This is a genomic window from Rhodosalinus sp., assembly GCF_041685465.1.
Lineage (GTDB): Bacteria > Pseudomonadota > Alphaproteobacteria > Rhodobacterales > Rhodobacteraceae > Rhodosalinus.
Window position 1 is genome coordinate 1 of record NZ_JAWLFS010000069.1, and the last position, 12,694, is coordinate 12,694.

Genomic DNA, 12,694 nt, shown 5'->3' on the forward strand with positions numbered 1-12,694 from the left:
ACCACCTGCATCTGCCGCGCCAGCGGGCCGAGCTGTGCCTCGCGGCGCGCGACGAGATGCAGCACCGCGCGCCGGGCCGAGCGCGGCCCGAGGCCGGGCAGCTTCGCCATCATCTCGATGAGGCGTTCGATCTCGCTGGGCTGGGTCATGCGCCGGCGCCGCGGGCGGGCCGGTTCAGAACGGCAGCTTCATGTCGGCGGGCAGGCCCATCTCCTCGGTCAGCTTCTGCATCTGCTCCTGCGCGGCATCGCTGGCCTTGGTCTGCGCTTCCTTGATCGCGGCGAGGATCAGGTCCTCGACCACCTCCTTGTCCTCGCCCGAGAAGATCGAGGGGTCGATGTCGAGCGAGGTGAGCTCGCCCTTGAGGGTGGAGACGGCCTTGACGAGCCCGCCGCCCGCCTCGCCGGTGACGGTCATGGCCTTCATCTCTTCCTGCAGTTCCGCCATGCGCTCCTGCATCTGCTTGGCGGCCTGCATCATCTTGGCCATGTCGCCCATCTGGCCCAGTCCCTTGAACATCTCAGGCTCTCCCGGTGGTGGGTTGCGTTGCGGTCTAGATACGTATGCGCCGCGGGCCAGGCAAGGCAGGGGCCGGGCAGGGCGTGGTCAGTCCTCCTCGAAGGGGTCCCACTCCTCCTCGACCTCCGGCAGCGCCTCCTCCGAGGCGGCCTCGGCTGCGGTCGGGGCGGGGTGGACCGCCGTCACCTTCGCCTTCGGAAAGGCGGCGTAGACCGCCTGCATGAGGGGATGGCCGTGGAGCGCGGCCGCGCGCGCCTCGGCGGCGGTCGGCCCGCCGCCCTCGTTGACGACCGTCACCGACCAGCGCGCGCCGGTCCATTCCTTCAGCCGGCGTGCGAGCTCGGGGATCAGCCCGTCGGGTGCATCCGGCGTGAGTTCGGCCTCGATCCGTCCGGGGCGGTAGGCGGCTGGCTTCAGGCAGTGTTCCACGTCGTAGAGGAGCTTGAGTTCGCCCTGCGCACGGATGAGCTCCACCACGTCCTCGAAACGCGGATAGGCCCAGAGCGTCTCGGGCGCCTCGGCGGGGGCGAGCGCGGCCTGCGGGCCGCCCGAGGGCGCCTGCGGCGGGGCCGAGGGCGCCTGCGGCGGGGCGGTGCCCTGCACCGCGGGGCCGCGCGGGGGCGCGCCGGGGCCGGACGGGCCGCTGCCCGGGCCGGGGGGCGGCGGCTGATCCTGCAGCCGGCGCAGCAGGTCCTCCGGCGCGGGCAGCTCGGCGACATGCGTGAGCCGGATCACCGCCATCTCGGCGGCCATCATCGGGTTGGGCGCGATCGCCACTTCCTCGAGCGCCTTGAGCAGCATCTGCCACATGCGCGTGAGCGCGCGCATCGGCAGCCGCTCGGACAACTCCTGCCCGCGGCGGCGTTCCTCGGGGGCGACGGTGGGATCGTCGGCGGCACCGGGGGTGACCTTCACCACGCTGATCCAGTGCGTGATCTCGGCGAGATCGCGCAGGACAGCCGCCGGGTCCGCCCCCTCGGCGTATTGCGCGGAAAGCTCCTCGAGCGCGGCGTCGGCCTTGCCCTCCATGATGCGCTCGAAGAGGTCGAGCACCCGGCCCCGGTCGGCGAGGCCGAGCATCGCGCGCACCTCCTCGGCGGTGGTCGCGCCCTCGCCATGCCCGATCGCCTGATCGAGAAGCGAGGTGGCGTCGCGGGCCGACCCCTCCGCCGCGCGGGCAATGAGGGCGAGCGCGCCGTCCTCGATCTCCGCGCCCTCGGCCGCGGCGATGCGGCGCAGCATCCCGGTCATCACCTCGGGCTCGATGCGGCGCAGGTCGAATCGCTGGCACCGCGACAGCACCGTCACCGGCACCTTGCGGATCTCGGTTGTGGCGAAGATGAACTTCACGTGCTCGGGCGGCTCCTCCAGCGTCTTGAGGAGCGCGTTGAAGGCCGAGGTGCTGAGCATGTGCACCTCGTCGATGACGTAGACCTTGTAGCGCGCCGATGCGGCGCGGTAGCGCACCGACTCGATGATCTCGCGCACGTCGCCGACGCCGGTGTTGGAGGCCGCGTCCATCTCGAGGACATCGACATGCCGGCCCTCGGAAATCGCGGTGCAGTGCTCGCAGACGCCGCAGGGCGCGGTGGTCGGCCCGCCGGTGCCGTCCGGGCCGATGCAGTTGAGCCCCTTGGCGATGATCCGGGCGGTGGTGGTTTTCCCCGTGCCGCGGATGCCGGTCATGATGAAGGCCTGCGCGATGCGGTCGGCCCTGAAGGCGTTCTCCAGCGTGCGCACGACCGCGTCCTGCCCGACGAGATCGGCGAAGGTCTCGGGCCGGTATTTCCGGGCGAGAACCTGGTAGCCGCCGGTCTGCGTCTCGGACATGCTCGCTCGCTCCTCGGGGATTCGCGGACGCCGTCAGACTAGGGGGCGCCGGCCGCGAGTTCCACCGCCACCTCGGGGGCACCTCGGCGAGATCCTTGCGGTCGCGCATCCTGGGGGAGGGGCTGGCGCGGCGGCCCGGCGCCGCGACGGGGTGAGAGGTTGGCAAGCGACCCAAGCGGGGCTCGTTACGGCTGCTTCCTTCCGGACCTGACCGGGTTGGCGAGGCGCTTGCCCGCACCAACCTCTCAATGCCGGATGTAACGACGCGGCGGCGCGCCCGCAAGGGCCGGGCGCGCCGCGTTCACAGATGCAGGCGCAGGCGCAGGAAGCCGTCCCCGTCCGTGCCCATATCCTCAGGGGCGAAGGACGTGATGGCGTCGAGGTGGCGCCGCGCCGCGGGCGTGGTGGCGAGCACGGCGGTCGCCCCCGGCATCGGCGCGAAGGCGTAGGCGGGCGTCGGGTCGGGATCGAGCGGCCCGCGCGCGGCGAGCGCGTCGAGCGTCTCCCGATTCGCGACGCGCCGGGGCAGGGGCACGACGGCCTCTGCCGGCGCCTCCCCGGCCCCAAGGCGGTGGCTGTTCGTGGCCAGCAGGAAGCGCGCATCCGGCGCGACCTCCTGCCCGTCGCGCACCACCCGGCGCAGGCGCGCCGGGTCTTCGGGCGGCGCGGCCAGGTCGATCTCGGCCGTCACCCCCGCGATCATGTCGAGCATGTAGCCCCGCGCGCCAGCCGCGAGGAGCGGGGCGTCCCGTGCGCCGGGCGCGACGCTGCCGAAGAGCGCCGCGGCGCGCGCGAGCCAGCGCCGCAGGTCCGTGCCCGTGACCACGAGCGCGCGCAATTCGTTCGGGAAGGGATAGAGCTCGTTCAGGTGACGGGTAAGGAGCGGACCGGGGGGGATGTCGGTGAAATGCCCGGGTCCTGCCAGCCCGCCCGCCCGGAAAGGAGCTGCGGCGGAGACGACCGGAAGGCTCTCCCAGGTCGTGCCCTGAACCGCTTCGGCAAGCCAGAGCCGCTGCGCCTCGGCCACCGCCTGCACTGCAGGGGCGCGACCGAGCGCGGCGAAATGGGTGTGAAGGGCCACACGGCTCCGGCCCGCCGGTCGGCGGATGCGGGCGACCGTGGCGGCCTGCGCGGGGGCCAGCCGGTTCAGCAGGGGCGCGGCGCCCGCATCTCCGCCAGCGTGTGCGAGCCGCCCGTGGCCCCCGGTGGCGCGCCATCGGCCGCGGTCGCGGGCGAGCGCGAGTTCGATCACGCCGAGGGACCGCCCGCCCGCGCCGGGCATGGCCGCGGGCACACCGTGCAGCCGCCCCGCGGCCGGGTCGACTCCTGGCGCCGCGGCGTGGTCCCGGCCCGGAAAGGCGAGATGGGTGTGCCCGGCGACGAGCGCATCGATCCCCTCGACTTCGGCGACCGCGAGCGCCGCGTTTTCCGCCTCCAGCGCGGTCGCCTCGGGGTCGATGCCGGCGTGGGCCAGGACGATCACCACCTCCGCCCCTGCCGCGCGCAGTTCCGGGATGCGGCGGCGGGCGGCCGCGGCCATGTCCTCGACCTGCAGATCGGCGCCGAAATGATGCGCGTTCCAGCGCGCGACGCCCGGCGTCGTGAGGCCGAGAACCCCCACGCGCAGCGGATGCCGCGCACCTGCGCCATCGGCGATCTCGCGCTCCAGAACGGCGAAGGGGGGCAGGAAGGGCGTGCCGTCCGCGCCGGCCACGTTGCCGAGCACCACCGGCGCAGCCGCCTCGGCCGCGAAGCGGCGTGCGGCGGCGAGGCCGAAATCGAAATCATGGTTGCCCAGCGTCGCGGCATCGTAGCCGAGCGCCCGGAGGGCCTCGGCCACCGGCATCGGCCCCTCGGCCTGCGTGCCCGTTTCGGCCAGTGGCGTCCCCTGCAGGATGTCGCCGTTGTCGAAGAGAAGCGTGGCCCCCGGCCCGGTGCGCAGCCGTGCCATGACCGGCGCGAGCGCGGCGAGGCCGGCGCCCGGCGCGGGGCAGTCTGACAGGTAGTCGTAGCCGAGCAGATTGCCGTGCAGATCGCTCGTCGCGATCAGGCGCAGATGCGCCTCGCCGGCACGGAGCCGGCCGAAGATCTCGGTGTCGGGCTTCACGTCGGACCGATGAGCCCCTCGGATAGGTTTCGCAGGCAACGATTGCCATCCATGGCAGACTAGCCCCGTCGCGTCGAGCGTTCAACCTTCGGTTGCATTTTCGCGCGCGTGACGGGCGTTTTCACCTCTGGTCACGGCCGGCCCGGCGTGCGAAGCCCGCGCCCATGCGGATCGCGGAACAGGTGACTTTCGGTGGCTCGGCCCTCGACCGGGCGGATGCGTTGCGGACCGATGCGGCGGCGCTTGACCGCATGCGCCACGATCCGCGGACGCGCGCGGTCGCGCTCTGGCGCGGCAAGCCCCTCGTCGCGGGGGCGGCGCGGGATCGGCTGGCGCGGCTGCCGCTCGATCATCCGGCGCTCGCGGAGGCCCCGACCGATCTGCTTCTCGGCTGCGAGGACGGGGCCGCCGTCTTTGCGGCCGATCTGTCCGCATGGGACCCGCCGGAAGGGCTGCCGGAGACGCTCGGCGCCTTCGCCGACCCGAGCGAGCAACGCCACCCTGCGCTGCCGGAGGATCACGCTTTCGCCGAGCTGCGCACGCACATGGTGACCCTCGGCCCGCGCGACGCGGAACTCGCGGCGACGGCGCGGGGGCTGCTCGGCTGGCACCGCAGCCACGGTTTCTGCGCCCGCTGCGGCGGGCCGAGCGCACCGGAGCGGGCCGGCTGGATGCGCCGATGCACGGCCTGCGGCGCGGCGCATTTCCCGCGCACCGATCCGGTGGTCATCATGCTGGTCACGCGCGGCGAACACGCGCTCGTCGGGCGCTCGCCGGGCTTTCCCGAGGGGATGTATTCGCTCCTCGCCGGCTTCATCGAGCCGGGCGAGACGGTTGAGGCCGCCGTGCGCCGCGAGGTCTCCGAGGAGAGCGGCATCGCCGTGGGGCGCGTCGGTTACCTTGCGAGCCAGCCGTGGCCCTTTCCCTCCTCGCTCATGCTGGGCTGTCACGCCGAGGCGACGAGCGGCGAGATCCGCGTCGATCCGACCGAGCTCGAGGATGCGATCTGGATCACGCGGCGCGAGTTGCAGGACGTCTTCGCGGGCGTGCACCCCCGCCTGACCGCGCCGCGGGGCGGTGCGATCGCGGGGTTCCTGCTGCGCGCGTGGCTCGCCGACCGTCTGGACTGAGCGCGCGATGGAGCTCGCGGCGCAGACCGAGATCGCGCTTTCCCCCGGGGACGCCTTCGATGCGCTTTCGGCCCTGCCGCCCATGGAGCACCTTGCCCGGCATCGCGCGCTCGAGGTCACGCGGCTCGACGACACGCCCGCGCTCGAATTGGGCGCGCGATGGCGCCTCGCCTTCGCGCTCGCCGGGCGGCACCATGCGATCATCGTGCGCCTCGCGCGGGTGGAGCGGCCGGGGCTCCTGCTGTTCGAAAGCCGCGGCGAGGCGCTCACCGCCCGGACGCGGCTGGTGCTCATGCCGGGCGCCGGTGCGCGCACGCACCTGCGCGTCGCCCTCGCGCCCGAGGCGCGCGGCCTCGCCGGGCGGGTGGCGCTGCAGGCGGCGCGGCTGCGCCGGGAGCGCATCGAGGACGGGCTCGCCGCGCGGCTCGACGCCTACGCCCGGCGGCTCGAGGGGCACGCCGGCTGAGCGGCCTCAGCGTTCGTGCCGCATCGGATGGGCCGGATAGACGCCGAGAATCGTCAGCGTGTCGGTGAAATAGTCGAGCTCGTCGAGGGCGAGGCGGACCGCCGGGTCGTCGGGATGCCCCTCGATGTCGGCATGGAACTGCGTCGCGTGGAAGGAGCCGCCGACCATGTAGCTCTCCAGCTTGGTCATGTTGACGCCGTTCGTGGCGAAGCCGCCGAGCGCCTTGTAGAGCGCCGCGGGAATGTTGCGCACGCGGAAGACGAAGCTGGTCATCATGCCATGCGTGCCGCGCCGGGCGAGGTCCGGCTCGCGCGCCATGACGAGGAACCGGGTGGTGTTGGTGCTCTGGTCCTCGATGTGGCGGGCGAGCACGTCGAGGCCGTAGATCTCGGCGGCGAGGTCGCCGGCGAGCGCCGCGAGCGCGGGCTCTCCCGCTTCGGCCACGTGGCGCGCCGAGCCGGCGGTGTCGGCGCCCGTGACGCGGTGAATCCCGTGCGCGCGCAGGAAGTTGCGGCACTGCCCGAGGAGCATCGTGTGGCTCATCGCGCGCTCGATCCGCGCGAGCGGCGTGCCGGGCAGGGCGAGAAGATTGATGTGCACGCGCACGAATGCCTCGTCCACGATGTGCAGCCCCGACCCCGGCAGCAGCGCGTGGATGTCGGCCACGCGGCCGAAGGTGGAATTCTCCACGGGCAGCATGGCGAGTTCGGCCGAGCCGTCGCGCACCGCTTCCATGGCATCCTCGAAGGTGCGGCAGGGCAGCGCCTCGAGCTCCGGCCGGGCGTCGTGGCAGGCCTGATGCGAGTAGGCGCCGGGCTCGCCCTGGAACGCGATGCGTGCGGTCATGTCCCTGTCCGTAAAAGATCCCCCCGCGAGGGGCCATTTGGTCGCGCCCTCTACACCTTGCGCCCCGAGGGTGGAACCCTATAGATACCGCGCGACGGATAGCGGGAGAGAGACGGCGACCCATGCTTGACACCATGACGTTCACAAAGGTTCTCGGCGGCTTCTGCGGGGCCCTGCTCGTCTTTCTCCTCGGGAGTTGGGCGGCCGAGTCGATCTACCGCGTCGGCACATACGGCGAAGATACTGCCGCCTATGTGATCGACACAGGCGAGGAAGAGGCGGATGCCGCGGACTCCGGGGCCGAGGACGGCGAAGCCGACGAGACGGCCGAGACCGAGACGGCGTTCGTCGATCTGGTCGCGCAGGCGGACGCGTCCGCCGGCGAGGCCGTCTGGCGCCAGTGCGCGGCCTGCCACGCGATCGAGGACGAGCGCAACGGCGTCGGCCCGCACCTCAACGAGCTGATCGGCCGCGAGATCGCCGCGGTCGACGGGTTCCGCTACTCCGGCGCGCTGCCCGAAGAGGGTGAGTGGACGTGGGAAAACCTCGACCCATGGCTGGAAGCCCCGCAGGATTGGGCGTCGGGCACCTCGATGGCCTACGGTGGCGTAAAGGACGACGAGGATCGCGCCAACGTGATCGCCTACATCTACAGCTTCACCGAGGGCGCGGAACTGCCGTCGGCTGAGGACGCGGCCGACGCGGCACCTGCCGAGGAGGAGGCGACGGAGACCGAGGAGGCGGCCGCCGAAGACGAGGCGCCGGCGAGCGAGGACGCCGCGTCCGAGGAAGACGCGTCTGCCACGGAAGAAACGGAAACGGCGGCTGCCGACACCGAGGCGCCGGCCGAGGAGGACGCCGCCGAAGAGGGCGCCGCCGAGGAGGACGCCGCCGAAGAGGGCGCCGCCGAGGAGGCCGAGGCCGAGTCGGACGCACGGGAAGAGACCGAGACCGCCGACGCCACCGAGGACGAGGCCGCCGACGGTGGCGAGATGTCCGAGTTCGCGCAGGCCGTGGCGAATGGCGACGTCGACAACGGTGAGGCCGTATTCCGCCAGTGTCAGGCCTGCCATGTCGCGGATCAGGAGCAGAACCGCGTCGGCCCGCATCTCGTGGACGTCATCGGTCGCGAGATCGGTTCGGTCGATGGCTTCCGCTACTCCGGCGCGCTGCCCGAGGGCGAGTGGACCGTGGACGAGATGAACGCCTGGCTCGAGGCGCCGCGCGACTATGCCCCTGGTACGTCGATGGCCTATGCCGGTTTGCGCGACATGCAGGATCGCGCCGACCTCGTGGCCTGGCTCGAGTCGCTCCAGGACTGAGCGCCGCCCGCGCCGCACGTCAGACCGCCGCGCCCGGGCCATGGGCGCGGCGGGTTTCGTTTGCGCCGGGCGCGGCGCATCCCGCTCGGCTCACGCATTCGCAACTTGAACCGCCCGTGCATGGCAATCTAGCGTATGCGCACCATCTTCTCGAAGACCATCGCCCCCGTGACCGGCACCCGGAGGACCCGCCCCATGCCCGTATCCGACCGCGCCTGCGCGCCGCGCCCCCGCCTCGCCCTTGCTGCCGCGATCGCGGCGCTGGCGGGCGCCGCCTGGAGCCAGCCGGAGACGCCGCGCTTCACGCCGGAGCCGAGCGAGGCGGCGCTGGAGCAGGGCGCCGACGATGTCGTGGTCAGCCACGGCTACAACTTCTTCGGCGAATTGAGCTATCCGCCGGATTTCGAGCATTTCGACTACGTGAACCCCGACGCGCCGAAGGGCGGCGAGATTTCGCTCTGGGCGCCCGGCACCTTCGATTCGATGAACCCCTATTCGCGCCGGGGGCGCGCCGGGCGCTACTCGTGGATGATGTACGAGTCGCTCCTTGGCGAGATGCCGGCCAGCGGCGCGGGCCTGCCCGCGGACCGGATCGGCGAATCCTACGGGCTTCTGGCGTGGAAGGTGGAGCATGACCCGGGCAAGACCTGGGCGATCTTCCACATGCGCCCCGAGGCGCGGTTTTCCGACGGCACGCCGCTGACGGCGCACGACGTGGTCTTCAGCCACGAGCTTCTGCTGGATCAGGGGCTTCCGAGTTACGCGCAGGCCGTCAGCCGCCGTGTCCTTTCGTCGGAGGCGCTGGACGACCACACCGTCAAGTTCACCTTCGCCGAGGGGATCTCGCGGCGCTCGCTCATCGACCAGGTGGGCGGCGTGCCCATCTGGTCCGAGGCCTGGTTCGACGAGACCGGCGCGCGTCTCGACGAGCCGCGGCTCGAGGCGCCGGTGGGCTCGGGACCTTACGTGATCGAGGAGGTGGACGCGAACCGCTCCATCACCTACCGGCGCAATCCGGACTACTGGGGCTGGCACCTGCCGATCAACAAGGGACGGCACAACTTCGACCGGATTCACGTCGAGTATTTTGCCGACGACAACGCGGCCTTCGAGGCCTTCAAGGCGGGTGTCTACACCTTCCGCGCCGAGGGCAACTCCCGCAAGTGGGCGACGGGCTACGATTTCGGCGCGGTGGACGATGGACACGTCGTGCTGGACGAGTTGCCCGACGGGACGCCGCCGACACCCACGGGGATCGTCTTCAACCTCGGCGAGGAAATCTTCCAGGACAAGCGCGTCCGCGAGGCGATCTCGCTGGCCTACAACTTCGAGTGGACCAACGATTCGCTTCAGTACGGGCTCTTCGAGCAGCGCCATTCCTTCGTGCAGGATACGCCGCTCATGGCAGAGGGGCCGCCGGAGGGCGCGGAGCTCGACTTCCTGCAGTCGCTGGAGAATGTCGAGATCCCGGCCGCCGTGCTGGAGGAGCCCGCGCGCCGCGCGCACAGCTCGAGCGAGGACCGGCTCGTGGACCGGCGCAACCTGCGCCGGGCGATGGGGCTACTGGACGAAGCGGGCTGGGCCGTGGACGAGGACGGCGTGCGCCGCAACGCCGACGGGGAGGCGCTGAGCCTCGATTTCCCGATTTCGTCATCCTCCTCGGCGACGCTCGAATCGGTCGTCGAGACCTTCGCGCAGAACCTCGGACGCATGGGGGTCGACATCAGCGTGGAGCGGATCGACCCCTCGCAGTATACCCAGCGCACGCGCGACAGGGACTACGATCTCATCTTCGATGATTACCGCGCGTTCCTGCAGGCGGGCACCGGGCTCATGCAGATGTACGGCTCGGGCGAGGCCGAGTTCAGCCTGTTCAACCCGGCGGGCCTCGCCAGTCCGCTGGTCGACGCGGTGATCGAGGCCGCGCTCGACACCGACAGCCGCGAAGAGGAGGCGGCGGCGCTGACCGCGCTCGACCGGGTGCTCCGGCACGAGTTCTTCATGGTGCCCGTCTGGTACAACGACAGCCACTGGGTCGCCTACTGGGATCAATACGCTCACCCCGAGGAGATGCCGCCCTACGCGCTCGGCACGCTGGATTTCTGGTGGTACGACGCCGAGGGCGCCGAGGCGCTGCGCGACGCCGGCGCACTGAGGTGATCCCGGCATGAGCGCCTATATCCTCCGCAGGCTCTTGCTGATCCTCCCGACGCTTCTCGGGATCATGATCATCAACTTCACGCTGGTGCAGTTCGTGCCGGGCGGGCCGGTGGAGCAGATGATCGCGCAGATGCAGGGACAGGGCGACGTCTTCGAGGGCTTCTCCGGCGCGGGCGAGGACACGGGAAGCGCCTCCGCCGAAGAGCTCGAGGGCTACGCCGGCGCGCGGGGCCTGCCGCCGGAGTTCATCGAGGAGCTCGAATCGCAGTTCGGCCTCGACAAGCCGCCGCTGGAGCGCTTCTTCGGCATGCTCTGGGACTACATGCGCCTCGATTTCGGCGAGAGCTACTTCCGCAAGATCGGCGTGACCGAGCTCATCCTCGAGAAGATGCCGGTCTCCATCTCGCTCGGGCTCTGGTCCACGCTGATCGCCTATCTGGTCTCCATCCCCCTCGGCATCCGCAAGGCGGTGAAGGACGGCACGCCCTTCGACCACTGGACGAGCGGCGCGATCATCGTGGCCTACGCGATCCCGGGGTTCCTCTTCGCGATCCTGCTTCTGGTGCTGCTCGCAGGGGGGAGCTACCTGCAGATATTCCCGTTGCGCGGCCTGACCTCCGAGAACTGGGAGGAGCTGAGCCTCTGGGGCAAGATCGCGGACTACGCCTGGCACATCACCTTGCCGGTGGCGGCCTCCACGATCTCGGCCTTCGCGACGCTGACGCTGCTGACGAAGAACTCCTTCCTCGACGAGATCAAGAAACAATACGTCATCACCGCCCGCGCCAAGGGCGCGAGCGAGCGACGCGTGCTTTACGGCCACGTCTTCCGCAACGCGATGCTGATCGTGATCGCGGGCTTCCCCGCGGTCTTCATCGGCGTCTTCTTCACCGGGAGCCTCATCATCGAGACGATCTTCAGCCTCGACGGCCTCGGCCGGCTCGGATTCGAGGCGGCGGTGGCGCGCGATTACCCGGTGATCTTCGGAACGCTCTTCATCTTCGGGCTGATCGGGCTGATCGTCGGCATCCTCTCGGACCTGATGTATGTCGCGGTCGATCCGCGCATCGACTTCGAGAAGCGGGTGGGCTGAGCCATGCAGGACCGCGCGCCGGACGTGACCCCCACCCCGACCGAAGAGGCACTGCCCTACAAGGAGCGGATGCCCGGCCACATGGCACCCGCGCCGGTCGCGCCGCCGCAAAAGCGCAGCTGGCTCTCGCCGCTCAACCAGCGGCGCTGGCGCAACTTCAAGGCCAACCGCCGCGCCTACTGGTCGCTCATCATCTTCTCGGTGCTCTTCGGGCTGTCGCTCTTTGCCGAGTTCATCGCCAACGACAAGCCGATCCTCGTCAGCTACCGCGGCGAGATCCGGATGCCGGTCTTCCAGTTCTACTCCGAGGCTGCTTTCGGCGGCGACTTCCAGACCGAGGCGATCTACCGCGATCCGGAGGTGCAGTGCCTGATCGTCACAGGCGGGCTCGGCGACTGCTTCGTGGAGCCCGAGGCGCTGATCGAGGATGCCGGGGACGGCACGGTGAACGGCTCCGCGATCGAGAAGGGCTGGCTCCTCTGGCCGCCGATTCCCTATGCCTACAACACCGTCGTCGACCGCCCCGGCGCCGCGCCCCTGCCGCCCAACGGCGAGAACCTGCTCGGCACCGACGACACCAAGCGCGACGTGCTCGCGCGGATCATCTACGGCTTCCGCCTGTCGATCCTCTTCACGCTGATCGTGACGGTGCTGGCCTCGACAGTGGGGATCGTCGCGGGCGCGGTGCAGGGATTCTTCGGCGGATTGCTGGATCTGATCTTCCAGCGGATCATCGAGATCTGGCAGGCGACGCCGGCGCTTTACATCATCATCATCCTTTTCGCGATCCTCGGGCGAAGTTTCTGGTTGCTGGTGATCCTTACCGTGCTTTTCGGCTGGACCGCGCTCGTCGGTGTCGTGCGGGCCGAGTTCCTGCGCGCGCGCAACCTCGAATACGTGCGCGCGGCACGGGCGCTCGGCGTCAGCAACTGGACGATCATGTTCCGCCACATGCTGCCCAACGCGATGGTGGCCACGCTGACCATGCTGCCCTTCATCGTGACCGGCACCATCGCGACGCTGGCGGGGCTCGACTTCCTCGGCTTCGGGCTGCCCTCCTCGGCGCCCTCGCTCGGCGAGCTCACGCTTCAGGCGAAGCAGAACCTGCAGGCGCCGTGGCTCGCCTTCACCGCCTTCTTCACCTTCGCGATCATGCTGTCGCTGCTCGTCTTCATCTTCGAAGGGGTGCGCGACGCCTTCGACCCGAGAAAGACCTTCCAG

At 70.7% G+C, this 12,694-nt stretch carries 10 protein-coding genes, 1 other RNA gene and 1 pseudogene; 6 read left to right on the top strand and 6 right to left on the bottom strand.

Annotated elements, in window-relative coordinates:
- The 5 genes and pseudogenes from ACESL7_RS06520 to ACESL7_RS06540 form a co-directional block, all read right to left on the bottom strand.
- A pseudogene (locus ACESL7_RS06520) lies at nucleotides 1–149 on the bottom strand (recombination mediator RecR); the annotation flags it as partial.
- A gap of 25 nt (nucleotides 150–174) precedes the next feature.
- Complete coding sequence (locus tag ACESL7_RS06525; protein ID WP_372892509.1) at nucleotides 175–519, bottom strand: YbaB/EbfC family nucleoid-associated protein; 345 nt, start codon at nucleotides 517–519, stop codon at nucleotides 175–177.
- Nucleotides 520–606: 87 nt separating this feature from the next.
- Nucleotides 607–2,349: a DNA polymerase III subunit gamma/tau gene (locus ACESL7_RS06530; RefSeq protein ID WP_372892510.1), complete on the bottom strand. Its 1,743-nt coding sequence runs from the start codon at nucleotides 2,347–2,349 to the stop codon at nucleotides 607–609.
- Nucleotides 2,350–2,499: 150 nt separating this feature from the next.
- Nucleotides 2,500–2,596: signal recognition particle sRNA small type (gene ffs, locus ACESL7_RS06535), an RNA gene on the bottom strand.
- 54 nt (nucleotides 2,597–2,650) lie between these two features.
- Nucleotides 2,651–4,456 (bottom strand): 5'-nucleotidase C-terminal domain-containing protein, encoded by a 1,806-nt coding sequence (locus ACESL7_RS06540; protein ID WP_372892511.1) that lies wholly within the window; start codon nucleotides 4,454–4,456, stop codon nucleotides 2,651–2,653.
- A 164-nt stretch (nucleotides 4,457–4,620) separates the two neighbouring features.
- On the opposite strand from ACESL7_RS06540, the gene nudC reads away from it, so the two are divergent.
- On the top strand, nucleotides 4,621–5,586 hold the full coding sequence (gene nudC, locus ACESL7_RS06545) for an NAD(+) diphosphatase (protein WP_372892512.1): 966 nt from the start codon (nucleotides 4,621–4,623) through the stop codon (nucleotides 5,584–5,586).
- 7 nt (nucleotides 5,587–5,593) lie between these two features.
- Nucleotides 5,594–6,052: a hypothetical protein gene (locus ACESL7_RS06550; protein WP_372892513.1), complete on the top strand. Its 459-nt coding sequence runs from the start codon at nucleotides 5,594–5,596 to the stop codon at nucleotides 6,050–6,052.
- 6 nt (nucleotides 6,053–6,058) lie between these two features.
- Here the strand turns inward: ACESL7_RS06550 and ACESL7_RS06555 are convergent, their stop codons facing one another.
- Nucleotides 6,059–6,898, bottom strand: coding sequence for a prephenate dehydratase (locus tag ACESL7_RS06555; protein WP_372892514.1), 840 nt, complete (start codon nucleotides 6,896–6,898; stop codon nucleotides 6,059–6,061).
- Nucleotides 6,899–7,020: 122 nt separating this feature from the next.
- On the opposite strand from ACESL7_RS06555, the gene ACESL7_RS06560 reads away from it, so the two are divergent.
- From ACESL7_RS06560 to ACESL7_RS06575, 4 genes are all read left to right on the top strand, one after another.
- Nucleotides 7,021–8,220, top strand: coding sequence for a c-type cytochrome (locus tag ACESL7_RS06560; RefSeq protein WP_372892515.1), 1,200 nt, complete (start codon nucleotides 7,021–7,023; stop codon nucleotides 8,218–8,220).
- Between the two features lie 195 nt (nucleotides 8,221–8,415).
- Nucleotides 8,416–10,380, top strand: a complete 1,965-nt coding sequence (locus ACESL7_RS06565; protein ID WP_372892516.1) for an extracellular solute-binding protein — start codon at nucleotides 8,416–8,418, stop codon at nucleotides 10,378–10,380.
- Between the two features lie 7 nt (nucleotides 10,381–10,387).
- Entirely contained in the window at nucleotides 10,388–11,473 is a 1,086-nt protein-coding gene (locus tag ACESL7_RS06570; RefSeq protein WP_372892517.1) for a microcin C ABC transporter permease YejB, read from the top strand.
- A gap of 69 nt (nucleotides 11,474–11,542) precedes the next feature.
- Nucleotides 11,543–12,694: ABC transporter permease (locus ACESL7_RS06575; protein ID WP_372892518.1), on the top strand; the 1,152-nt coding region annotated here is incomplete at its 3' end.

Excerpts from the sequence above, each read along its gene's own strand:
- ACESL7_RS06525 (WP_372892509.1), bottom strand. The coding sequence starts at position 519 with ATGTTCAAGGGACTGGGCCAGATGGGCGACATGGCCAAGATGATGCAG.
- ACESL7_RS06530 (WP_372892510.1), bottom strand. The coding sequence starts at position 2,349 with ATGTCCGAGACGCAGACCGGCGGCTACCAGGTTCTCGCCCGGAAATAC.
- nudC (WP_372892512.1), top strand. The coding sequence starts at position 4,621 with ATGCGGATCGCGGAACAGGTGACTTTCGGTGGCTCGGCCCTCGACCGG.
- ACESL7_RS06550 (WP_372892513.1), top strand. The coding sequence starts at position 5,594 with ATGGAGCTCGCGGCGCAGACCGAGATCGCGCTTTCCCCCGGGGACGCC.
- ACESL7_RS06555 (WP_372892514.1), bottom strand. The coding sequence starts at position 6,898 with ATGACCGCACGCATCGCGTTCCAGGGCGAGCCCGGCGCCTACTCGCAT.
- ACESL7_RS06560 (WP_372892515.1), top strand. The coding sequence starts at position 7,021 with ATGCTTGACACCATGACGTTCACAAAGGTTCTCGGCGGCTTCTGCGGG.
- ACESL7_RS06565 (WP_372892516.1), top strand. The coding sequence starts at position 8,416 with ATGCCCGTATCCGACCGCGCCTGCGCGCCGCGCCCCCGCCTCGCCCTT.
- ACESL7_RS06570 (WP_372892517.1), top strand. The coding sequence starts at position 10,388 with ATGAGCGCCTATATCCTCCGCAGGCTCTTGCTGATCCTCCCGACGCTT.